This window comes from Microvirgula sp. AG722 (assembly GCF_003269145.1).
GTDB lineage: Bacteria > Pseudomonadota > Gammaproteobacteria > Burkholderiales > Aquaspirillaceae > Microvirgula > Microvirgula aerodenitrificans.
In genome coordinates, this window is the sequence record NZ_QLTJ01000003.1 from 76,718 (window position 1) to 99,760 (window position 23,043).

General features: G+C 65.9%; 20 protein-coding genes. 18 read left to right on the forward strand and 2 right to left on the reverse strand.

The window, feature by feature from the left end; translation table 11 throughout:
- The first annotated feature begins 4 nt into the window (after positions 1 to 4).
- From DFO50_RS06365 to DFO50_RS06385, 5 genes are all read left to right on the forward strand, one after another.
- A complete protein-coding gene (locus tag DFO50_RS06365; protein WP_028498217.1) occupies positions 5 to 322 on the forward strand; it encodes a zf-TFIIB domain-containing protein in 318 nt (105 codons plus the stop codon).
- Positions 323 to 510: 188 nt separating this feature from the next.
- A complete protein-coding gene (locus DFO50_RS06370) occupies positions 511 to 2,880 on the forward strand; it encodes a heavy metal translocating P-type ATPase (RefSeq protein ID WP_112692207.1) in 2,370 nt (789 codons plus the stop codon).
- 47 nt (positions 2,881 to 2,927) lie between these two features.
- Entirely contained in the window at positions 2,928 to 3,128 is a 201-nt protein-coding gene (locus DFO50_RS06375; protein WP_028498215.1) for a heavy-metal-associated domain-containing protein, read from the forward strand.
- Positions 3,115 to 3,426: a metal-sensitive transcriptional regulator gene (locus DFO50_RS06380; protein WP_315383672.1), complete on the forward strand. Its 312-nt coding sequence runs from the start codon at positions 3,115 to 3,117 to the stop codon at positions 3,424 to 3,426. The genes DFO50_RS06375 and DFO50_RS06380 overlap by 14 nt, the downstream gene beginning before the upstream one ends.
- Before the next feature lie 96 nt (positions 3,427 to 3,522).
- The gene (locus DFO50_RS06385) at positions 3,523 to 4,587 is read left to right on the forward strand and encodes a PHB depolymerase family esterase (RefSeq protein ID WP_051528662.1); all 1,065 of its coding nucleotides are present in this window, start codon (positions 3,523 to 3,525) and stop codon (positions 4,585 to 4,587) included.
- On the opposite strand, the gene DFO50_RS06390 is transcribed toward DFO50_RS06385, so the two are convergent.
- Positions 4,559 to 5,869: a D-amino acid dehydrogenase gene (locus tag DFO50_RS06390; RefSeq protein ID WP_028498213.1), complete on the reverse strand. Its 1,311-nt coding sequence runs from the start codon at positions 5,867 to 5,869 to the stop codon at positions 4,559 to 4,561. The genes DFO50_RS06385 and DFO50_RS06390 overlap by 29 nt on opposite strands.
- Before the next feature lie 162 nt (positions 5,870 to 6,031).
- Between DFO50_RS06390 and DFO50_RS06395 the strand changes: the two genes are divergently transcribed.
- Positions 6,032 to 6,520 carry a winged helix-turn-helix transcriptional regulator gene (locus tag DFO50_RS06395; protein ID WP_028498212.1) on the forward strand — a complete coding sequence of 163 codons (489 nt, stop codon included), beginning with the start codon at positions 6,032 to 6,034 and terminating at the stop codon, positions 6,518 to 6,520.
- Positions 6,521 to 6,553: 33 nt separating this feature from the next.
- On the opposite strand, the gene DFO50_RS06400 is transcribed toward DFO50_RS06395, so the two are convergent.
- A complete protein-coding gene (locus DFO50_RS06400) occupies positions 6,554 to 8,230 on the reverse strand; it encodes an AMP-binding protein (RefSeq protein WP_112692208.1) in 1,677 nt (558 codons plus the stop codon).
- Positions 8,231 to 8,469: 239 nt separating this feature from the next.
- Here DFO50_RS06400 and DFO50_RS06405 point away from each other — a divergent pair, with 239 nt between their 5' ends.
- The 12 genes from DFO50_RS06405 to DFO50_RS06460 all read left to right on the forward strand — a co-directional run bounded on the left by DFO50_RS06405 (position 8,470) and on the right by DFO50_RS06460 (position 23,033).
- Positions 8,470 to 9,645, forward strand: a complete 1,176-nt coding sequence (locus DFO50_RS06405) for an isovaleryl-CoA dehydrogenase (protein WP_107888532.1) — start codon at positions 8,470 to 8,472, stop codon at positions 9,643 to 9,645.
- Positions 9,646 to 9,658: 13 nt separating this feature from the next.
- Complete coding sequence (locus DFO50_RS06410; protein ID WP_112692209.1) at positions 9,659 to 11,257, forward strand: carboxyl transferase domain-containing protein; 1,599 nt, start codon at positions 9,659 to 9,661, stop codon at positions 11,255 to 11,257.
- 28 nt (positions 11,258 to 11,285) lie between these two features.
- Positions 11,286 to 13,247: an acetyl/propionyl/methylcrotonyl-CoA carboxylase subunit alpha gene (locus DFO50_RS06415; RefSeq protein ID WP_112692210.1), complete on the forward strand. Its 1,962-nt coding sequence runs from the start codon at positions 11,286 to 11,288 to the stop codon at positions 13,245 to 13,247.
- A gap of 28 nt (positions 13,248 to 13,275) precedes the next feature.
- Complete coding sequence (locus DFO50_RS06420) at positions 13,276 to 14,193, forward strand: hydroxymethylglutaryl-CoA lyase (protein ID WP_112692211.1); 918 nt, start codon at positions 13,276 to 13,278, stop codon at positions 14,191 to 14,193.
- A 79-nt stretch (positions 14,194 to 14,272) separates the two neighbouring features.
- Complete coding sequence (locus DFO50_RS06425) at positions 14,273 to 15,205, forward strand: MurR/RpiR family transcriptional regulator (protein ID WP_112692212.1); 933 nt, start codon at positions 14,273 to 14,275, stop codon at positions 15,203 to 15,205.
- Positions 15,206 to 15,344: 139 nt separating this feature from the next.
- Positions 15,345 to 16,097, forward strand: coding sequence for a glutamine ABC transporter substrate-binding protein GlnH (gene glnH / locus DFO50_RS06430; RefSeq protein ID WP_028498206.1), 753 nt, complete (start codon positions 15,345 to 15,347; stop codon positions 16,095 to 16,097).
- Positions 16,098 to 16,286: 189 nt separating this feature from the next.
- Complete coding sequence (gene glnP, locus DFO50_RS06435) at positions 16,287 to 16,943, forward strand: glutamine ABC transporter permease GlnP (RefSeq protein ID WP_028498205.1); 657 nt, start codon at positions 16,287 to 16,289, stop codon at positions 16,941 to 16,943.
- Between the two features lie 2 nt (positions 16,944 to 16,945).
- Positions 16,946 to 17,668 (forward strand): glutamine ABC transporter ATP-binding protein GlnQ, encoded by a 723-nt coding sequence (glnQ, locus tag DFO50_RS06440; protein WP_107890252.1) that lies wholly within the window; start codon positions 16,946 to 16,948, stop codon positions 17,666 to 17,668.
- The gene (locus tag DFO50_RS06445) at positions 17,665 to 18,717 is read left to right on the forward strand and encodes a C45 family peptidase (RefSeq protein ID WP_051528661.1); all 1,053 of its coding nucleotides are present in this window, start codon (positions 17,665 to 17,667) and stop codon (positions 18,715 to 18,717) included. The genes glnQ and DFO50_RS06445 overlap by 4 nt, the downstream gene beginning before the upstream one ends.
- Before the next feature lie 108 nt (positions 18,718 to 18,825).
- Positions 18,826 to 20,154, forward strand: a complete 1,329-nt coding sequence (locus DFO50_RS06450; RefSeq protein WP_112692213.1) for an aspartate aminotransferase family protein — start codon at positions 18,826 to 18,828, stop codon at positions 20,152 to 20,154.
- Between the two features lie 4 nt (positions 20,155 to 20,158).
- Positions 20,159 to 21,013, forward strand: a complete 855-nt coding sequence (locus DFO50_RS06455) for a 3-keto-5-aminohexanoate cleavage protein (RefSeq protein ID WP_028498201.1) — start codon at positions 20,159 to 20,161, stop codon at positions 21,011 to 21,013.
- A 70-nt stretch (positions 21,014 to 21,083) separates the two neighbouring features.
- Positions 21,084 to 23,033, forward strand: a complete 1,950-nt coding sequence (locus DFO50_RS06460; protein WP_112692214.1) for an acetoacetate--CoA ligase — start codon at positions 21,084 to 21,086, stop codon at positions 23,031 to 23,033.
- Positions 23,034 to 23,043: the final 10 nt, after the last annotated feature.

The following is a 23,043-nucleotide window of genomic DNA, read 5'->3' on the forward strand; positions in this document are numbered from 1 at the left end:
CATCATGAAATGTCCCGTCTGCCCGGATGCCACCCTGGTCATGAGCGATCGCCAGGGCGTGGAGATCGACTATTGCCCGCAGTGTCGTGGCGTATGGCTCGATCGCGGCGAGCTCGACAAGATCATCGAGCGCTCGCAGCAGCAACTGTCCGCCGCCAGCGCGCCGCAAATGGCACCGCCGCCACCACAACCGTCACACCATGCCCAACCGCAGCAGGGCTACCCACAACAGCAAGGCTACCCGCAACACGGTTATGACAAGCATGGCGACAAGCAGTATGGCAAACGTCGCAAGTCGTTCTGGGAAGAGATTTTCGACTGAAAGAGCGGCTGAACTGCAGGGGTACCAGCAAACATCCCCGCTGAACGGGGGACTGCCGGAGACGGCAGTCCCCCGTTTTATTTGCAGCAGGCCACCAGGGCGGGCGGGCCCGGTTCGGAACACAGCTTGTTCATATAGGGTGCCAGGGTATATAGTCCACTCACACACATACCCCACAGGGCTATGCAATGAGCACTTCGACAGTCTTTCCCATCAGCGGCATGAGCTGCGCTGCCTGCGCCATCCGCATCGAGAAGCGGCTGAATGCGCTCGACGGTGTCAGCGCACAGGTCAACTTCGCCACCGAAAGCGCCGTGGTCACCCGTGACGACAGCGTGCCGCTGGCTACCGTGGTCGACACCATACGCAAAACCGGCTTCGACATCGTGCCCGAGCGCGTGGAGCTGGCCTTGTCCGGCATGACCTGCGCTGCCTGCGCCCAGCGCATCGAGACGGTGCTGAACCGCCTGCCCGGCGTCAGCGCCAGCGTGAACTTCGCCACCGAAACCGCCCGCGTCGACATGCTGCCCGGCACCGCCGACGTGAATGCACTGGTCGCCGCCGTCACCCGGGCCGGCTATGAAGCCAGACCGCTTGCCGGCGATGACCGCGCTGCACGCAAGGCGGAGAAACAGCTCGCCTACCAGCAGGAGTTGCGCCAGTTCGCCATCGCCGCGCTGTTTACGCTGCCGCTGTGGCTGGAAATGGTGTCCATGTTCGGTGGCAGTCACGAAGGCCTGCTGCCGCGCTGGCTGCAGCTGCTGCTGGCGACACCGGTGCAGTTCTGGGCCGGCTGGCGCTTCTATCGCGGCGCCTGGCATGCCCTGCGTGGCGGTGGCGCCAATATGGACGTACTGATTGCGTCCGGCACCACCGTTGCCTACGCAATGAGCGCCGTCATTACCGTGCTGGGGCTTGAACACCAGCATGTGTATTTCGAGGCCAGCGCCTCGGTCATCACTCTGGTCATTCTCGGCAAGCTGCTGGAGGCACGTGCCAAGGGCCGCACGTCGGCCGCCATCGAGACCCTGCTCGGCATGCAGCCCAAAACCGCACGGGTCGAGCGTGATGGCCAGTTGACCGAGGTGCCGATCGCCAGCCTGCAGCCCGGCGACATCGTGGTGGTCCGCTACGGCGAAGCACTGCCGGTCGATGGCGAAGTCAGCGACGGCACGGCGGCAGTGGATGAAAGCATGCTGTCCGGCGAGAGCATGCCGGTCAACAAGGCGGTCGGCAGCCCGGTCTATGCCGGCACCCGCACCGTCGAGGGCATGCTGAAGGTCCGTGCCGGCAGTGTCGGCGAGCGGACCCGGCTGGCCGAGATCGTTCGCCTGGTCAGCGAGGCGCAAGGCTCGAAAGCGCCGATCCAGCAACTGGCCGACCGCATTTCCGGGGTGTTCGTGCCGGTGGTGATGGCGATCGCGGTGCTGACCTTCGTCGTCACGCTGCTGCTGACCGGCGACGGTGTCACCAGCCTGATGCATGCGGTCGCGGTGCTGGTCATTGCCTGCCCGTGCGCACTGGGCCTGGCCACGCCGACCGCCATCATGGTCGGCATCGGTCGCGGCGCGACAGCCGGTCTGCTGTTCCGCAATGCGTCGGCGCTGGAACGCGCCGAACACATCAATACACTGGTCGTGGACAAGACCGGCACGCTGACCCGCGGTCAGCCGGTCGTCACCGATGTCGAGGCCCTTGCCGGCCATGACCGCGCCAGCGTGCTGCAGCTCGCCGCCAGCGTGGAACAGGGGTCCGAACACCCGCTGGCGCGTGCGGTGCTCGATGCCGCCGCGGCCGATGGCCTGGCGCCGGCGGCAGTGGACGATTTCAGGGTCGAGGCCGGACATGGCGTTGCCGCCCGCCTGCGTGGCGGTCAGGCGCTGCGCCTCGGCACCCCGGACTGGATCGGCGCCGACGAGGCGCTGCGCGAACAGGCCACCCGGCTGGCTGCTGCCGGTCGCACGGTGGTGGTGCTTGAGGTCGACGGCCGGCCCGCCGGGCTGATCGGCATGGCCGACGCCCTGCGCGAGACATCGCCCGCCGCTGTCCGCCGCTTGCGGCAGATGGGCGTCGACGTGATCATGCTGACCGGCGACAACGCCGCCACCGCCCGTGCCATTGCCGCGCAGGCCGGCATCGAACGCTTCGAGGCGCAGGTGCTGCCGGCCGACAAGGCACGCATCGTCGAGGGACTGCGCCGCGAAGGTCGCGTGGTTGCCATGGCCGGCGATGGCGTCAACGATGCCCCGGCCCTGGCCTGCGCGGATGTCGGCTTTGCCATGGGCGCCGGCAGCGATGTCGCCATCGAGACGGCCGAGATCACGCTGATGCAGAGCGATCTGTCGTCGGTGGCCGATGCGATCGACCTGTCGCGGAAAACCATGAAGAAAATCCGCCAGAACCTGTTCTTCGCCTTTATCTACAACGTCCTGGGCATTCCGCTGGCCGCCATCGGCCTGCTGAGTCCGGTCATTGCCGGCGCGGCCATGGCCGCCAGTTCGGTGTCGGTGGTCAGCAATTCCCTGCTGCTGCGGCGCTGGACCCGTCAGCCACGCTGACTGCCACCCTGTCCTTTAACCCCACTTGCCCAACCAAGGAGCAGACCATGAACACCATCGAACTCACGATTTCCGGCATGACGTGCCAGGGATGCGTCAAGAGCGTCACCCGGGTGCTGGAAGCCCTGCCCGGCGTCAAGCACACCGACGTCGCCATCGGCCGCGCCACGGTCGAATTCGACCCTGCGGCACAGAACGCCGATACGCTGCGCAGCGCCATCGAGGATGCCGGCTTTGACGTCGCATGAAGGGTGCCACCCGGTCACGGACAAGACGGTCGTCCGCGCTGACAAGCAGAAGCTGATCCACCGCCTGAACCGCATCGAGGGCCAGGTGCGCGGGATCAGCGGCATGATCGACGACGACCGCTACTGCGTCGACGTGCTGACGCAGATCGCCTCGGTCAAGTCGGCGCTGGACGGGCTGGCGATGCAGTTGCTGGAAAGCCACGCCAAGGGCTGTGTGTCACGCGCGATCGAAGGCGGCGAAGGCGATGCGGCGATCGAGGAACTGATGGGCGTATTCCGCAAGCTGACCCGGTCCTGAGCCGTATTTTGCGTCGCACAATGCCATTGTCCTTGAGTGCCGGCGGGTTTCAGGCTATCTGTAAGGGGTAGCCTGAAATCTTACGGAGAAAAGTGCATGTCACGACATCGCCACCTGCTGCTGACCACCCTGCTTGTCACCCTGACCCCCGTCGCCTTTGCCGCCCAGCCGCTGCCGGCCTTCAATGGCGATGCGGCGCAGTCTTCGGTATCCGGGCTGTCGTCCGGCGCCTTCATGGCTTTCCAGTACCTGGTCGCCAACTCGGCTTCGGTCAAGGGCGCCGGCGTGGTCGCCGGCGGCCCGTACTATTGTGCGGTGGGCAATCTGCCGACCGCACTCAGTTGCATGAACGGGCTGACGCCGGCACCGGCGGCGCTGCTCGCCTCGGCGGAAACCTTCGAGCTGATGGGGCAGATCGATGCACTGTCCCATCTGGCCAAACGCCGCGCCTACCTGTTCAGCGGCACGAGTGACAGCGTGGTGCAGCCGGCGGCGGTGGAAGCCGGTGATGCCTTCCTGCGCCTGGCCGGCATGCCGGACGCACAGCGCCGCTATGTGGGCACGCTGCCGGCCGGCCATGCGCTGATCACGCCCGCCTTCGGCAATGCGTGCGATGCCAACAAGACGCCCTATATCAGTCACTGCGCGGTGGACGACAACGGCTATGACCAGGCAGGCGCCATCCTCACCCAGATCGATCCCGAGCTGAAACCGCCATCGGCCGACATCCCGGCCGGCCGTCTGGTCGCCTTCGACCAGAAGCCGTTCACCAGCTGGCGGGCGCGGATGGCCAGCGAAGGCCATGTCTACGTGCCGCGTGCCTGCGAACGGGGCGAACCCTGCCGCGTGCATATTGCGCTGCATGGCTGCAAGCAGTCGTCAAAGACGATCGGGGATCTGTTCTACACCCGCACCGGCTACAACCGCTGGGCCGACAGCAACAATCTGCTGATTCTGTACCCGCAAGTGGACCCGACGCCGATGGTCAATCCGTCCGGCTGCTGGGACTGGTGGGGCTATAGCGGTGCGGACTACGCGTGGAAGGGCGGCGCACAGATAACGGCCATCAAGGCGATGGCCGATCATCTGGTATCGGCGCCGCTGCCGTCGCCGGCAACGGACGCCGCCGCAATCAGACAGCGGGGTGCGGGTTTGCCATGACGCCGGACCGCGCCGGCGCGACAGTGCGGGCGCCGTAGCGGGCGACCGACAGCCCGTCGGCCGAGATATCCGGCGTGCGGCCGGTAATCTGGTCGGCGAGCAATTTGCCCGAGCCGGCGCTCATGGTCCAGCCGAGCGTACCGTGGCCGGTGTTCAGCGACAGGTTGGCGAAACGGGTCGCGCCGATGATCGGCGTGCCGTCCGGCGTCATCGGCCGCAGGCCGGTCCAGAACGTGGCGGCCGGAATGTCGCCGCCCTCGGCAAACAGGTCGCCGACACACATTTCCAGCGTGGCGCGGCGTTTCGGGTTCAGGCTCAGGTCGAAGCCGGCGATTTCGGCCATGCCGCCGACGCGGATGCGGTTGTCGAAGCGGGTGATGGCGATCTTGTAGGTTTCGTCCATCACGGTCGAGATCGGTGCCATGTCCGGGTTGGTGATCGGAACGGTCAGCGAATAGCCTTTCAGCGGATAGACCGGGATGTCGATGCCCAGCGGCTTCAGGAACGCAGTCGAATAGCTGCCGAAGGCGACGACGTAATGGTCGCCCTCGATCACCTCGCTGCCCGATTTCACGCCGCGGATGCGCTTGCCGTCGGTCAGCAGGCTGTCGACCGGGGTGTTCCAGCGGAAGTTGACACCGAGCTCGGCCGCCAGACGGGCCAGCTCGATGGTGAACAGATTGCAGTCACCGGTTTCGTCGTTCGGCAGTTGCAGCGCGGCGACCAGCTTGTCCTTGACCCGTGCCAGCGCCGGTTCGACGGCGGCAATGCCGTCGCGGTCATAGACCTTGTACGGCACGCCGCACTCTTCCAGCACGGCGATATCCTTCTGCATCGCATCGACCTGCTGCTGGGTGCGGAACACCTGCAGCGTGCCGAGCTGGCGACCTTCGTAGTGAATACCGGTGTCTTCCCGCAGCGCCTTGATACAATCACGGCTATATTCGGCCAGCCGCATCATGCGCGCCTTGTTGACCGCATAGCGCGCCGAGGTGCAGTTGACCAGCATCTGCTTCATCCACTTGAGCTGGGCCAGCGTGCCGTCCGGGCGGATGGCCAGCGGCGCATGCTGCTGGAACAGCCACTTGGCCGCTTTCAGCGGGATGCCGGGCGCCGCCCACGGGGCCGAATATCCCGGGGAGATCTGTCCTGCGTTGCCGAAGCTGGTTTCCAGCGCCGGGCCGGACTCGCGTTCGACCACGGTCACGTCACAGCCGCTGCGTGCCAGATAATACGCGGTGGAAATCCCGATAACGCCCCCGCCGAGAACGACGACTTTCATCTTGCTGCCCTCTATGCTTGTGCAGAATATGTTCTTGTATGACCCTGCCGGAACCGGCAGTGATTTCCTATAGTATATTGGCCACCTTGCAGGTATTTTCACCGTTCTACGCGAATTGGCTATAGTAGTTGCAGGCTCAATTGGAAATTTTCAGGACTTATCATGAGAACTCGCTATCAGGGCGTCAAAGAGCTTGATCGCATGGACCGGCGCATCCTTGACGTGCTGCAGCGCGATGGTCGCATCGCCATGACCGAGCTGGCCGAACGGGTCGGTCTGACCACCACGCCCTGTACCGAACGGGTGCGCAGACTGGAGAAGGAAGGGGTCATCGAGGGCTACGCGGCACGGGTCAATCCGAAGGCGCTCGGCCTGCCGCTGCTGGTGTTCGTCGAGATCCGGCTGTCGACCAAATCGGGAGAGATTTTCGAGGCGTTCCGGCGTGAGGTGGTCACGCTGCCGCATGTACTCGACTGCCACCTGGTCTCGGGCGACTTCGACTATCTGATCAAGGCACGGATTCCCGACATGTCGCTGTACCGTTCCCTGCTCGGCGACATCCTGCTGAAGCTGCCGTGTGCGAACGAGTCGCGCAGCTATGTGGTAATGGAAGAAGTGAAGGAAACGCTGGCGCTGCCGATCGATGGCTGACCGGACCGGCGGCGCCGGCGTCTGGCGCGCGACTCAGCCGTCGAGGCCGAGCTTTTCCTTCATCGCGTCGCGCATCATGTATTTCTGGATCTTGCCGGTGATGGTCATCGGAAAGCTGTCGACGAATTCGATATAGCGCGGGATCTTGTAGTGGGCGATCTGGCCGCGGCAGAAGTCGCGGATATCGTCCTCGCTGATTGTCTGCGCCGGCCGCAGCTTGATCCAGGCGCACAGTTCCTCGCCCAGCCGCGCATCCGGCACGCCGATCACCTGCACATCCTGCACCGCCGGATGGCGGTAGAGAAACTCCTCGATCTCGCGCGGATAGATGTTCTCGCCGCCCCGGATCACCATGTCCTTGACCCGGCCGACGATGGTGCAGTAGCCCTCGTCGTCGATCACAGCCAGGTCGCCGGTATGCATCCAGCCGGCGACGTCGATCGCCTCGCGCGTCTTCGCCTCGTCGCCCCAGTAACCGAGCATGACCGAATAGCCGCGCGTCAGCAGTTCGCCGGTTTCGCCGCGCGGCACGATGCCGCCGTCACCATCGACGATCTTCACTTCGACATGCGGATGCACCAGTCCGACCGTGGACACGCGTCGCGCCTCCGGGGTATCGGTCTGGCTCTGGAAGCTGCCCGGGCTGGTTTCGGTCATGCCGTAGACAATGGTGACCTCGCGCATGTGCATGTCGTCGACCACCCGCCGCATGACTTCGGTCGGGCACGGACTGCCGGCCATGATGCCGGTACGCAGGCTGGCCAGGTCGTACTCGTCGAATTCGGGATGATCGAGGATGCCGATAAACATGGTCGGCACGCCATGCAGCGCCGTGCAGCGTTCGCGCTCGACCGTTTCCAGCACGGCCAGCGGATCGAACCCTTCGGACGGATACACCATCGCCGCGCCATGGGTCAGGCAGGCCAGATTGCCAAGCACCATGCCGAAGCAGTGGTACAGCGGCACCGGGATGCACAGCCGGTCATCCGCCGTCAGTCGCATGGCCTCGGCAACGAAAAACCCGTTGTTGAGGATATTGTGATGCGACAGCGTCGCCCCTTTCGGGCTGCCGGTGGTGCCGGATGTGAACTGGATATTGACCGGGTCGTCGAACTGGATCCGCTCGTTCAGCGTCTCCAGAGCCTCGCGCTCGCCATCAGCCGGCCCGGTCAGCAGCGCGGAGAAATTCAGCATGCCGCGGCTGGTGCTGTCGCCGAGCCGGATCACCAGCCGCACGCTCGGCAGCCGCGCCGACGACAGCCGCCCCGGGGTGCCGTTCTTCCACTCCGGTGCCAGGTCGTACAGCATGTCCAGATAGTCGCTGCTCTTGAAGCCCGGCGACACGATCAGCGCCGCGCAGCCGACCTTGTTCAGCGCGTACTCCAGCTCGGCACGGCGATAGGCCGGGTTGATATTGACCAGCACCAGCCCGGCACGCGCGGTGGCGAACTGCGCCAGCACCCACTCGCTGTTGTTCTGCGACCAGATGCCGACCCGCTCGCCCGGCTGCAGCCCGAGCCGGATCAGCGAGCAGGCCAGCCGGTCGACCTGTTCGGCCAGCTCGGCATACGTCCAGCGCACGTGCTGATAGGGCACGATCAGGGCCGGCCGGTCGGCGTAGCGGCGGCAGGCGTCGGCAAAATAGCGGCCGATCGGCAAGCCGATCAGCGTAATGGCGCTGGCGCCATGGACATAACTGGGGTGCGGCATCGGATGGCGTCTCCTCCATCGGTGAGTGAAACGGGCGTCCCTGACCGCGGCTTTCCGCCTGTCTGGTCAGTATATCGATGGCCGCCCGGCTGAATTAACCATTACGTTAACGTAAATTAAAGTCAAGTCACAAGCATGGCGAATTGCAATCGGATTTCGATAGCACCACGCACTTGACGTTAACGTAAGCGTAATTCATATTCTGCACACCACGAAGCCGGCCCCCCAAGGAGACCCCGATGAGCCTGAACCGACTGCCCGACCTGCTCGGACAAGACCTCGACCTGCTGCGCGACAGCGTGCGCGCCTTTGCCGACAAGGAGATTGCCCCGCGTGCGGCCGACATCGACCGCGACAATCTGTTCCCGGCCGAACTGTGGCGCCGTTTCGGCGATCTCGGCCTGCTCGGCGTCACCGTCGACGAAGAGCATGGCGGCGCCGGCCTCGGCTATCTGGCGCACATGGTGGCACTGGAAGAAATCAGCCGCGCCAGCGCATCAGTCGGGCTGTCATATGGCGCCCACTCGAATCTGTGCGTGAACCAGATCCACCGCAACGGCAATGACGAACAGAAACACCGCTTCCTGCCCCGTCTGCTCAGCGGCGAGCATGTCGGCGCACTGGCGATGAGCGAACCGAACGCCGGCAGTGACGTGGTCGGCATGAAACTGCGCGCAGAGCGCCGCGGCGACCGCTTCGTGCTCAACGGCAGCAAGATGTGGATCACCAATGGCGGCGATGCCGACGTGCTGGTGGTCTATGCGCGCACCGACCCCGACGCCGGCCCGCGCGGCATTACCGCCTTCGTGGTCGAAAAGGGGTTCAAGGGCTTCAGTGCCGGCAACAAGCTCGACAAACTCGGCATGCGCGGCTCGAACACCTATCCGATTTTCTTCGATGACGTGGAAGTGCCGGTCGAGAACGTGCTGGGCGAGATTGGCGGCGGCGTCAATGTGCTGATGAGCGGGCTCGACTACGAACGCGCGGTGCTGGCTGCCGGGCCGCTCGGCATCATGCAGGCCTGCCTCGATGTGGTGGAACCGTATCTGGCCGAGCGGCGCCAGTTCGGCCAGGCCATCGGCGACTTCCAGCTGATGCAGGGCAAACTGGCCGACATGTACGTGACGCTGTCGGCCAGCCGCAGCTATGTGTACGCCGTCGGCCGCGCGCTCGATGCCGGCCATGCCGGCCGCCGGGTACGCAAGGATGCCGCCGGCGCCATCCTGTATGCGGCCGAGCGGGCGACGCAGATGGCGCTCGATGCCATCCAGTGCCTCGGCGGCAACGGCTATATCAATGACTACCCGACCGGGCGCCTGCTGCGCGATGCCAAGCTGTATGAAATCGGTGCCGGCACCAGCGAAATCCGCCGCTGGCTGATCGGCCGCGAACTGATGGCCGACCAGCGCCAGTAAAGGACAGCGGACCATGCCGATCATCGAATCCTCGCTCAATCCGCGCGCCGCCGATTTCCTGCGCAACGCCAGCCGCATGCGCGTGCTGGTCGACGACCTGCGTGCCCTCGTGGCGGTCAATGCGCTTGGCGGCGGCGACGCCGCACGGCAGAAGCACGTGGCGCGCGGCAAGCTGCTGCCGCGCGAACGCATCGACCTGCTGATCGATCCCGGCAGCGCCTTTCTCGAACTGTCGCAACTGGCCGCCTTCGGCATGTACGGTGACGACGCGCCGGGCGCCGGCCTGATTACCGGCATCGGCGTCATCCACGGCACCGAATGCGTCATTGTCGCCAACGACGCCACGGTCAAGGGCGGCACCTACTACCCGATGACAGTCAAGAAGCACCTGCGGGCCCAGGACATCGCCCGCGAGAACCGCCTGCCGTGCCTCTATCTGGTCGACTCCGGCGGCGCCTTTCTGCCGCTGCAGGACGAGGTGTTTCCCGACCGCGACCACTTCGGCCGCATTTTCTACAACCAGGCCACGCTCAGTGCCGCCGGCATCCCGCAGATTGCGGTGGTGATGGGCTCGTGCACCGCCGGCGGCGCTTACGTGCCGGCCATGGCCGACGAGTCGATCATCGTCGCCCACCAGGGCACCATTTTTCTCGGCGGGCCGCCACTGGTGCGCGCGGCCACCGGCGAGGTGGTCAGCGCAGAGGAACTGGGTGGCGCCGATGTCCATACCCGCATCAGCGGCGTGGCCGACCATCTGGCGCAGAATGACGCCCATGCCCTGGCCATTGCCCGTCGCTGCGTCGCCAACCTGAACTGGCGCAAGCAGGGCGAGCTGGCCCGCGCCACGCCACGCCCGCCGCGCCACGATCCCGCCGAGCTGTACGGCGTCATCCCGACCGACAGCAAGACCCCGTTCGATGTGCGCGAAATCATCGTCCGGCTGGTCGACGACGGCGAATTCGATCCGTTCAAGCAGAACTACGGCAGCACGCTGGTCTGCGGCTTCGCCCGGCTGGACGGCTGGCCGATCGGCATCATCGCCAACAACGGCATCCTGTTCAGCGAGTCGGCACAAAAAGGCGCCCACTTTATCGAGCTGTGCTGCCAGCGCGGCATTCCGCTGCTGTTCCTGCAGAACATCACCGGCTTCATGGTTGGCAAGAAGTACGAGCACGGCGGCATCGCCAAGGATGGCGCCAAGCTGGTCACGGCAGTCGCCTGCGCCCGGGTGCCCAAGTTCACGGTACTGATCGGCGGCTCGTTCGGCGCCGGCAACTACGGCATGTGCGGCCGCGCCTTCGGCCCGCGCCTGCTGTGGATGTGGCCGAACGCACGCATTTCGGTCATGGGCGGCGAACAGGCGGCCGGCGTGCTGGCCACGGTCAAGCGCGAGCAGAAAGGCGAGGACTGGAGCGACGACGACGATGAGCGCCTGAAGGCGCCGGTGCGCGAGCAGTACGAACGCCAGGGCCATCCGTACTACGCCAGCGCCCGCTTGTGGGACGACGGGGTCATCGACCCGGCCCAGACCCGTGAGGTGCTGGCCCTGGCCCTGTCGGCCTCGCTCAGCGCCCCGGTCGAGACCACCCGCTTCGGCGTCTTCCGCCTGTAAGCGCAAGCACGCGCTCTGGAGAATTTTCATGTTCAGCAAGATCCTGATCGCCAACCGTGGCGAAATCGCGTGTCGCGTCATCCGCACCTGCAAGCGGCTCGGCATCCGTACCGTGGCCGTGCACTCCGATGCCGACCGCGACGCGCAGTTCGTGCGCGACGCTGACGAAGCCTGGCGACTCGGGCCGGCCCCGGCAGCAGACAGCTACCTGCGTGGCGACCTGATCCTCGACATCGCCCGTCGCAGCGGCGCGCAGGCCATTCATCCGGGCTATGGCTTCCTGTCGGAAAACGCCGGCTTTGCCGCCGCCTGCGCCGAGGCCGGTGTCGTCTTTATCGGCCCGCCGGTCGAGGCCATCGCGGCCATGGGCAGCAAGTCGGCAGCCAAGCGGCTGATGGAAGCAGCCGGCGTGCCGCTGGTGCCCGGCTACCATGGCGACGCCCAGGACAGCGCCACCCTGCACGCCCGCGCCGACGACATCGGCTACCCGGTGCTGATCAAGGCCTCGGCCGGCGGCGGCGGCAAGGGCATGCGCATTGTCGGCACGTCGGCGGAATTCGACGACGCGCTGGCCTCGTGCCGGCGCGAGGCGGCGGCCAGCTTCGGCGATGATCGCGTCCTGATCGAGCGCTATCTGCAGCGCCCGCGCCATATCGAAATGCAGGTATTCGCCGACAGCCACGGCCACTGCGTCCACCTGTTCGAGCGCGACTGTTCGGTACAGCGCCGCCACCAGAAAGTACTGGAAGAAGCGCCGGCACCCGGCATGAGCGACGAGCGCCGTCGCGAAATGGGCGAAGCCGCCTGCAATGCGGCGCGCGCCGTCGGCTATGTCGGCGCCGGCACCGTCGAATTCATCGTCGAACCGGATGGCCGCTTCCACTTCATGGAAATGAACACCCGGTTGCAGGTCGAACATCCGGTCACCGAGATGATCACCGGGCTGGACCTGGTCGAGTGGCAGTTGCGGGTCGCGGCCGGCGAGCCGCTGCCCTGCGCACAATCGGCGCTGACGCTGCATGGCCATGCGATCGAGGCACGGGTGTATGCGGAAGACCCGGAACGCGGCTTCCTGCCCGCCACCGGCCAGTTGCGGCGGCTGAGTCCGCCGCAGGCCGGCACCGGGGTACGCATCGACAGCGGCGTGGCCGAGGGAGACAGCATCACCCCGTTCTATGACCCGATGATCGCCAAGCTGATCGTCTGGGCGGAAGACCGCGATGCCGCGCTGGCCCGGCTCGATCGGGCACTGGCCGACTGGCGGGTGGTCGGTGTCGCCACCAATATCGACTTCCTGCGCCGGCTGATCACGCACCCGGCCTTTGCCGGGGCCGACCTGGACACCGGACTGATCGAGCGCCATCACGATGCCCTGTTCCCTTCCACCACGCCCGCGGCCGACGTGGCGCTGCTGGCTGCCGCACTGGCCGAATGCCAGCCCGGCACCAGTCAGGACGCCTGGAAGGTCCGGCCCGACTGGCGCCTGAACCAGCCCGGCCAGCGCACGCTGCGCTTCGTCACCGCCGATGGCCGCGAGCACGCGGTGCATGTCCGCCATGACAATGACGGTGCCCGGCTGACGCTGGACGATATCCCCCACTGCGGCATGCTGGCCGGAGAAGGCGAACAGCGGGTACTGCACATCGATGGCCACCGGGTGCCGGTCACGCTGATCCGTGACGGCGAGCAGTACATCGTGTACGGACCACAGGGCCGGCAGGCACTGCGGCGGGTCGATCCGCTGGCGGTCATTGCCGATGACACGCAGACCGAGAGCCACTTGCGGGCTCCGATGCCCGGCCGCGTGGTCGCCGTACTGGCCGAAGCCGGCCGACCGGTCGAGAAAGGCGCGCCGCTGATGATTCTCGAAGCGATGAAGATGGAGCACACCATCACCGCGCCGAGCAGCGGCAGCGTGTCCGAGTTCTATTTTGCCGCCGGCGAACAGGTCGGCGAAGGCGCGGACCTGCTCGACTTCGTCGCCGCCTGACGCACCCTGCCCAGCCAAGGAGAATCCGATGCCCCCTTCCCGTGTCACCCTGGTCGAGGTCGGCCCGCGCGACGGCTTGCAGAACGAGGCCGCGCCGGTCAGTACCGCCGACAAGATCGAACTGATCCGCCGCCTGGCGGCCACTGGCCTGACCCTCATCGAGGCCGGCAGTTTCGTGTCGCCGCGCTGGGTGCCGCAGATGGCAGACACGGCCGAGGTGCTGGCCGCGCTGGATTTCAATGGCCCGGTCCGCTATCCGGTACTGACGCCGAACCTGCACGGTTTCGACGCCGCCCGCGCTGCCGGCGTGCGCGACATCGCGGTGTTTGCCGCCGCCAGCGAGGCGTTCTCGCGCCGGAACATCAATTGTTCGATCGCGGAAAGCCTTGAGCGCTTCCAGCCGGTGGTCGAAGCCGCCCGCACTGCCGGAATCCGCGTCCGCGGTTATGTCAGCTGTGTACTCGGTTGTCCTTATCAGGGCGAGGTCGCCCCCGAAGCCGTGGCCGATGTCGCCGCCAGACTGTCCGACATGGGCTGCGAACAGATCTCGCTCGGCGACACCATCGGCCGCGGCACGCCGGAGGCGACGCGGCGACTGATCGGCACGGTGGCGGCACGGGTGCCGATGGAGCGGCTGGCTGGCCATTTTCACGACACCTGGGGCATGGCGGCGGCCAACGTCTACGCGGCATGGCGCGAAGGCGTGGCCACTTTCGATGCTTCGGTCGGCGGCCTTGGCGGCTGCCCGTATGCACGCGGCGCCAGCGGCAACGTGGCTACCGAGGATCTGGTTCACCTGTTCGCCGGACTGGGCGTCGACACCGGCGTCGATCTGGTATCGCTGGTCGAAACGGCGGTTTTTATCTGCGAACGCCTGGGACGTTCACCCGTCAGCAAGGTTGCTAAGGCAGTATTGGCTTCACAAGCCTATGATGTCAGGGAATGACATTGACAATAAAATAACAAAACACTTGATCCATTTTTTTCATCAACTTACTCTTGAAAAAAATTTCGCAGAAAATCCCATGCCGGCAGAAGCCCCCATCGACTTCGATCAACTCTGTATCCTGCTCGCACAGAAAGTGCCGGGCCTGTCCCCACAACTGGCCCGGGCGGCAACCCTGATCGAGCCGAACGTCGAGGATTTCGCGCTGCTGCCGCTGCGCGAACTGGCAAGCCGTTTCGGCCTGCCCATCGCCACGTTCTCCAGACTGGCCCGCGCACTCGATTTCGACAGCTTTGCCGCCCTGCGGCGTGTCTGTGCGAACCAGTTGCGCCAGCCCGGCGGCTTCAGCCAGCGGGTCGGCATGCTGGGCACGCCCGGCAACGGCACGCCATCGGACAGCGAACGCATCGGCAGCAGTCTGCTCGGCCATCTGCAATCGATGTTCACCCGCTGCGGTGATGACGAGCTCGATGCCGCAGCCCGCCTGTTGCACAGCGCCCGGCGAATTCACCCGTTTGCAGCGCGCAGCGGCGTCGCCCTCGCTCATACTTTCTGTTATATCGCCCAGCTGTTCGATGACCGCATCGTACCCATCTACGGCATCGGCGATACGCTGAACGACGGCCTGCGCCATGTCGGGCCGGAGGACGTGGTGCTGGCCATGACCTTCGATCCGTACACGCGACCGGTGGTCGAAGGGCTGTACTGTGCCCACGAGCGGGGCGCCCGCATCATCTACCTGACCGACAGCCCGCTCGCACCCGGTCATGAGCTGGCCGACGTGCTGCTGGTCGCGCCGGTCGAGATTCCGTCGTTCTTCCACTCGTTCGCGGCGCCAATGGCCATGCTCGATGCGCTGCTGCTGCGCTGGTACCGGCTGGCCGGCGCCGAGGCTTTCAACCGGCTGGCCACCAGCGATGCCCAGCTCAAGCGGGCCCGCGCTTTTGTCCGCGCGGCGCCGCCCAGAGGAGGTCGTCTCGAACACAAGCATGCCGACGAGGCCGGTGACTGATACGATCACCCTTCGGATTCGACACAACAGGTCCGTCCACGGACCGCAAACCATAACAAAACAGGTGGCACACCGCCTGAGTCGCGACACGCCGGATTCCCCGGCGCGTCTCCATCCTGGAGCCTTTGGAGATTTATCAATGTTACGCAGACAATTGCTTGCTATCGGTGCCGCCCTTGCCCTCGTCGCTGCCGTGCCGGTCAAGGCAGCGGAAAAGGAACTGGTCGTCGCCTGCGACACCGCGTTCGTGCCGTTCGAATTCAAACAGGGTGACAAATATGTCGGTTTCGACATCGACCTGTGGAACGAGATCGCCAAGGACATCGGTGTCAAGTACAAGCTGCAGCCGATGGACTTCAACGGCATCGTGCCTGGCCTGCAGACCCGTAACATCGATGTGGCCCTGGCCGGCATCACCATTCGCGAAGACCGCAAGAAAGTCATCGACTTCTCCGATCCGTACTACGAGAGCGGTCTGCTGGCCATGGTCAGTGCGAACAACAAGACCATCAATACGGTGAAGGATCTGGACGGCAAGATCATCGCCGCCAAGACCGGCACCGCCACCGCCGACTACCTGAAGGCGAACGTGAAGTCGAAGGAACTGCGCCTGTTCCCGAACATCGACAACGCCTATCTCGAACTGCGCACCGGCCGCGTCGACGCCGCCGTGCACGACACGCCGAACGTGCTCTACTACGTGAACACGGCCGGCAAGGGCGCGGTCCGGGTCGTCGGCCAGTCGGTCAAGGGTGGCGACTTCTACGGCATCGGTTTCCCGAAGGGGTCCCCGCTGGTGCCGAAGGTCAATGCCGCACTGAAGAAGATCAAGGCTGATGGCCGTTACGACGCCATCTACAAGAAGTGGTTCGGCACCGCACCGAAGGCCTGAGTCCTGCCACCGGGAAATCAGGCCGCCTGACGGCCTGATCCGCCCGGACAATGTCGTCCCCGGCCATCGTGCCAGACAGTGGTCGCCGCCTTGTGCAGCGGCCGGGGACGACCGTATCCACCGGAACGTCCCGTCCGACGCCACCCTCGGCATCGGGAAGGAAACACACAAGCATCAAGGGGACCCGTTATGGACTTTCAATGGTCCGTGGTCATCGAAGCGCTGCCGAGCCTGTTCGACGGCGCCAAGCTGACTGTCATCATCGCCCTGATCGGCCTTGCCGGCGGCTTTACCGTCGGCCTGCTGGCCGGTCTGGCACGCGCTTATGGCCCGCTGTGGCTCAACGCCCTGGCGCAGATCTACATTGAACTGATTCGTGGCACGCCTATCGTCGTCCAGGTGATGTTCATCTACTTCGCACTGCCGCTGGTGGCCGATATCCGCATTGACGGCGTGACCGCCGCCGTGACCGCCATCATCATCAATTCCGGCGCCTATATTGCCGAGATCGTGCGCGGCGCCTTCCTGTCGATCCCGCGCGGGCTGAAGGAAGCCGGGCTGGCCATGGGCATGCCGTTCTACCGCGTGCTGATCTTCATCATCGGCCCGCTGGCGTTCCGCCGCATGATTCCGCCGCTGGGCAACCAGTGCATCGTCAGCCTGAAAGACACCTCGCTGTTCATCGTCATCGGCGTCGGCGAGCTGACCCGTCAGGGGCAGGAAATCATGGCCGGCAACTTCCGCGCGGTTGAAATCTGGTCCGCCGTGGCAGTGTTCTATCTGGTAATGACCGGTGTGCTGAGCCTGATCCTGCGCATCACGGAAAAGAGGATGCACATCCTATGAGCATGATCGAGTTTCGCAAGGTCACCAAGTGCTTTGGCGACAATGTCGTGCTGCAGGACATCGACCTGTCGATCGAACAGGGCGAGAAAGTCGTCGTGATCGGCCCGTCCGGCTCCGGCAAGTCGACCATGCTGCGCTGTATCAATGTGCTGGAAACCATCAATGGCGGCGATCTGATCGTCGACGGGCTCAGCGTTCGCGGTTCGCAGTCCGACATCCACCGCATCCGGCTGGAAGCCGGCATGGTGTTCCAGCAGTTCAATCTGTTTCCGCAGATGACCGCGCTGGAAAACGTGATGTTCGGCCCGATCCGGGTACGCGGCACGTCGCGCAGCGAGGCGCGCGCGCAGGCCGAGGCACTGCTGGACAAGGTCGGTCTGAGCCCGCGTGCCGGCCACTATCCGCACGAGCTGTCCGGTGGCCAGCAGCAGCGCGTGGCCATCGCCCGCGCACTGGCAATCCGGCCCAAGCTGATGCTGTTCGACGAGCCGACCTCGGCGCTGGACCCCGAGTTGCGCCAGGAAGTGCTGAAGGTCATGCAGACGCTGGCCGACGAGGGCATGACCATGGTCGTGGTCACGCACGAGATCGAGTTCGCGCGCCGCGTCGGCACCCGGCTGCTGTTCATGGAAGGCGGCCATATCGTCGAAGACGGCCTGCCCGCCTCGCTGATCGACAACCCGCAAAGCACCCGGCTGCGCGACTTCCTCCAGCACGTAAAATGACACTACCTCCTTCCCTGCCCCTGGTCCGCATTGACGGCACGCCGCGCCATGTCGGCCGCGTGCTGGGCGAACTCGCCCGCCCGGTCATGCGCGACTGTCTCGACCAGAGCCGGACCTGGCATGCACTGCAGGCCTGGCGCGATCACCCGCGACTCGACCGGCTGGCCGTGGCCGCACAGCGGCATCTGCCGCTGGTCTGGGACGAGCTGTCCGGCATGGCCGAAGGGCTTGCCATGCCGATGCACGACCTGTTCCTGTGGAACTGCCGTGGCGATCTGGTCGGCCGCACGCCGGACGGCTGCACCACGGCAGCGATCAACCGGCCCGGGCGGCAGTGGATAGGTCATAACGAAGACGGTGACCCGTATGTCCAGGGTCACTGTTTTATCGCAGACGTGCATCTTGATGATGCCCCGGGCTTTGTCAGTTTCTGCTACCCCGGCTCGGTACCCGGCCACACATTCGCGGTCAACCGCGCCGGCCTGGTGCAGACCATCAACAATCTGCGCATGGTCGAGACGCTGGACGGCCTGCCGCGCCAGTTCCTGAGCCGCGCCGTGCTGGACTGCACGACGCTGGATGCGGCACTCGACCTGTTGTCCGGCCTGCCGCGCGCCGGTGCCTTCCACCATACGCTGGGTCAGTGCGGCGACGCGCGCATGTTCAGTGTCGAGGCCACGCCGCGCGCCTGCTCGGTCCAGCCGGTATCCGGCGTCTACGGCCATGCCAACCACCGCATCCATCCCGGTGCGCAGGCCGAGCCGCAGGTGATCACCGAGTCATCGCACGACCGCCAGGTGCGCATCGACAGCCTGACCGCCGCGTTCCCCGCCCAGGCGGGTGGCGAAGAGATCTGCGCCGCCCTGACCGACCGCGCCGCGGACGGCCTGCCGATCTTCCGCGACGATCCGGCCGACCCTGACGACGAGAACACACTGGCCAGCGCGATCTTCCGGCTCGAATCCGATCGCGTGGTCCTGAACGTGCACCAGGGCGGCAATGCCGCCGCGCCCCCAACTCATACCCTGGAAATCGCGCCCAGCCGCTAGTTTCCGGCCCCGCTCGCTCCCCGCAGCCCTCCTGTCGCGGCCTTTCCGGCCGCAACGGGGAACGTGCGCCCGAAGCAAATGCAAACCGCCCCACCCCGGAGCCGCATCATGTCCCACATTTTTCACCGCAATCCACGCCAGCAGCTGCCGACCGCCGTCGGCGGCGAAGGCATCTATCTGATCGACAGCACCGGTCGCCGCTATCTGGATGCGTCCGGCGGCGCCGCCGTGTCCTGCCTCGGTCACGGCCATCCGCGCATCATCAAGGCGATCCAGCAGCAGGCACAGACGCTGGCCTATGCACACACTTCGTTCTTCACCACCGAAGTGGCCGAGGCCCTGGCTGACTGCCTGATCGAGCACGCCCCGGCCGGTCTGGACCAGGCCTATTTCGTTTCCGGCGGCTCGGAAGCCGTCGAGGCAGCGCTGAAACTCGCCCGCCAGTTCTTTGTCGAAACCGGCGAGCCCGATCGCCAGTACTTTATTGCCCGGCGCCAGAGCTACCACGGCAATACGCTCGGCGCCCTCGCCATCGGCGGCAACGCCTGGCGGCGCGAACCATTCCTGCCGATTCTGGTACCCGGTCACCATGTGTCACCGTGCTATCCGTACCGCGACCAGCGCGAGGACGAGAGCGCGGAGCAGTATGCTCAACGGCTTGCTGATGAACTGGAAGCGCGCATTGTCGAACTCGGTGCCGGCAAGGTCGCCGCCTTCGTGGCCGAGACCGTGGTCGGCGCCACCGCCGGGGCGCTGGCCCCGGTCGGTGGCTATCTGCAGAAAATCCGTGCCGTATGCGACAAGTACGGCGTACTGCTGATTCTCGACGAAGTCATGTCCGGCATGGGCCGCACCGGCTACCTGTATGCATGCGAAGAAGACGGCGTATCGCCGGACATCCTCTGCATCGCCAAGGGCCTCGGCGCCGGCTACCAGCCGATCGGCGCCATGCTGGCCAGCCGCCGGATCTACGACGCCATTGTCGGGGGCTCCGGCTTCTTCCAGCATGGCCACACTTATATTGGCCATGCCATTGCCTGCGCCGCCGCGCTCGAAGTGCAGCAGGTCATCGCCGACGATCACCTGCTCGACAATGTCCGCGCCCGCGGCGAGCAGTTGCGCGCCAGCCTGCGCGCCCGCTTCGCCGACCATCCGCACGTCGGCGATATCCGCGGTCGTGGCCTGTTCGTCGGTGTCGAGCTGGTGGCCGACCGTCACAGCAAGGAACCGTTCGCGCCGTCGCGCCGGCTGCATGCCCGGATCAAGCAACTGGCGATGCAGCGCGGCCTGCTGTGCTACCCGATGGGCGGCACGGTCGACGGCCAGCGTGGCGACCATGTGCTGCTGGCGCCGCCCTTCATCTGCACCGAAGCAGACATCGAGCTGATCGTCGCCCTGCTTGGCGATGCCATCGATGCCGCCATCGCCGAAAGCTGAGCCGATGACAGATACCTCTGCCCTGCCCGCCGTCGCCATTGCCGTCGCCCCGAATGGCGCGCGCAAGACCCGGGCTGACCACCCGGCCCTGCCGGTCACGCCGGATGAGCTCGCAGCCTGCGCCCGCGACTGCCTGGACGCCGGCGCCGCCATGCTGCACCTGCACGTCCGCCGCGCCGACGGTCGCCACAGCCTGGCCGCCGCCGACTACCGCCCGGCCATCGAGGCCGTGCGCCGCAGTGTCGGTGACGCGCTGGTGCTGCAGCTGACCAGCGAGGCGGTCGGCATCTACGCCCCGCCGGAACAGATCGCCATGGTGCGCGAGCTGCGCCCGGAAGCGGTGTCGGTCGCGCTGCGTGAACTCGTGCCGGATGCCGGCCACGAGACCGACGCCGCCGACTTCTTCTGCTGGATGGCCCGTGAACGCATCGTCCCACAGTACATTCTGTATTCGGACGGCGACGTGCTGCGCTATCTCGACCTGCGCCGGCGCGGCCTGATTCCGCCGGCAGGACACGGTGTGCTGTTCGTGCTGGGCCGCTACAGCCAGGGGCAACGTTCGGCACCATCCGACCTGCTGCCGTTCCTGGCGGCATGGCATGGTGGTGGCGAACTGACGGCCGGGGTGCCATGGTCGATGTGTGCGTTTGGCGCACGCGAGGCCGGCTGCGCACTGACCGCGGCACTGCTGGGCGGCCACGTGCGGGTCGGCTTCGAGAACAATATGCTGCTGCCGGACGGCAGCACGGCCACCGACAACGCCGCACTGGTGCGCGGCATTGCCGAACGGCTGCAATCACTGGGCCTGGCGCCAATGACGGCGGAGGCCTTGCGCACCCTGTATCACCCGGACGCCTGACGCGGGTCGGTCAGCCGTACACGACGATCGGCAACACCCATGCGGCGAAGACCGCAAGAGGAGACACAGCATGAACGATACCCTGCCCATCTGGACCCCGTCGGCGGAGCGGATTGCCGCCAGCCGGCTGACCGCCTTCACCCGCGAAGCCGAGGCCCGCAGCGGCCGGACCTTTGCCGACTACCCGGCGCTCTGGCAATGGAGCGTCGACCAGCGCGCCGACTTCTGGGATCTGCTGTGGGATTTCACCGGTGTCATCGGCAGCAAGGGAGAGGTCGTGCTGGAAAACGGCGAAGCCATGCCCGGCGCACGCTGGTTCCCGCAGGCCGAGCTGAACTATGCGGAAAACCTGCTGCGCCGGCGCGATGACGGGCCAGCCGTGGTGTTTTCCGGCGAAGGCCATGTCAGCCGCCGTCTGAGCCACCGCGAACTCTACGACGCGGTCAGCCGGGTCGCACAGGCACTGGCCGCCGACGGCGTCGGTCCCGGCGACCGGGTCGGCGCCATGCTGCCAAACCTGCCGGAGACGCTGATCGCCATGCTGGCCACCGCCAGCCTCGGCGCGATCTGGGCGTCGTGCTCGCCGGATTTCGGCACCGATGGCGCGCTGGACCGTTTCGGCCAGATCGGGCCAACGGTCTGGCTGGTGCCCGATGGCTATCTGTATAACGGCAAGGCGGTCGATGTCGCGGCCCGGGTCGACCATATCGCGGCGCAGTTGCCGGACGTGCGACGGGTGGTGGTGGTGCCGTATGTGCCGGCCGGCATGCCGACCGATGCCCGCACGCAGCGCTGGGACGACTGGATTGCCCCGTATGCTGCCGGTGATATCGCCTTCGATCGCGGGGCCTTCGACCGGCCGCTGTTCATCATGTTTTCCAGCGGGACCACCGGCAAGCCGAAGTGCATTGTGCACGGGGCCGGCGGCACCCTGCTCCAGCACCTGAAAGAACACCAGCTGCACACCGATGTGCGACCGGGCGACCGCCTGTTCTACTTCACCACCTGCGGCTGGATGATGTGGAACTGGCTGATGACCGGGCTGGCCAGCGACGCCACCCTGCTGCTGTACGACGGCTCGCCGTTCGCCAGCCGGGGGAGCGCCCTGTGGGACTGGTTCGCCGCCGAGCAGGGCACCCATTTCGGCACGTCGGCCAAGTATCTCGACGCGGCACACAAGACCGGCCTGAAACCAGTCGTCAGCCACAAACTGGATGCCCTGCGCGTGCTGATGTCGACCGGCTCGCCGCTGGTGGCCGAAGGTTTCGATTATGTCTATCGCGACATCAAGGCCGATCTGCAGCTGGCATCGATTTCCGGTGGCACCGACATCGTGTCGTGCTTTGCGCTCGGCTGCCCGACACTGCCGGTCTGGCGTGGAGAACTGCAGTGCCGGGGGCTGGGAATGGCGGTGGAGATCACCGACGAGCAGGGCCGGGCAGTGCGTGAGGAAAAAGGCGAGCTGGTGTGCCGCAAGCCGTTCCCGTGCATGCCGGTCGGCTTCTGGAACGACCCGGACGGCAGCAAATATCATGCGGCCTATTTCGCCCGCTTCCCCGGCATCTGGTGCCATGGCGATTTCGCCGAACTGACCGCGCACGACGGCGTGATCATCTACGGCCGTTCCGACGCGGTGCTCAACCCGGGCGGGGTGCGCATCGGCACGGCGGAAATCTACCGTCAGGTCGAGCAGATCGATGAGGTGCTGGAAAGCCTGGCCTGCGGCCAGCGCCAGGACGGCGACGAGCGCGTGGTGCTGTTTGTGCGGCTGCGTGATGGCATCACGCTGGATGACGCACTGCGCGATCGCATCCGCCAGCAGATCCGCTCAGGCGCCAGTCCGCGCCATGTGCCGGCCCGCATCGCCCAGGTCCACGACATCCCGCGCACGCTGTCGGGCAAGATTGTCGAGCTGGCGGTCAAGAACACCATCCATGGCGAGCCGGTGCTGAATCTGGGTGCACTGGCCAACCCGGAGGCGCTGCGGGAGTTCGTCGACCGGCCGGAACTGGCGGACTGAGGCCCGCGGG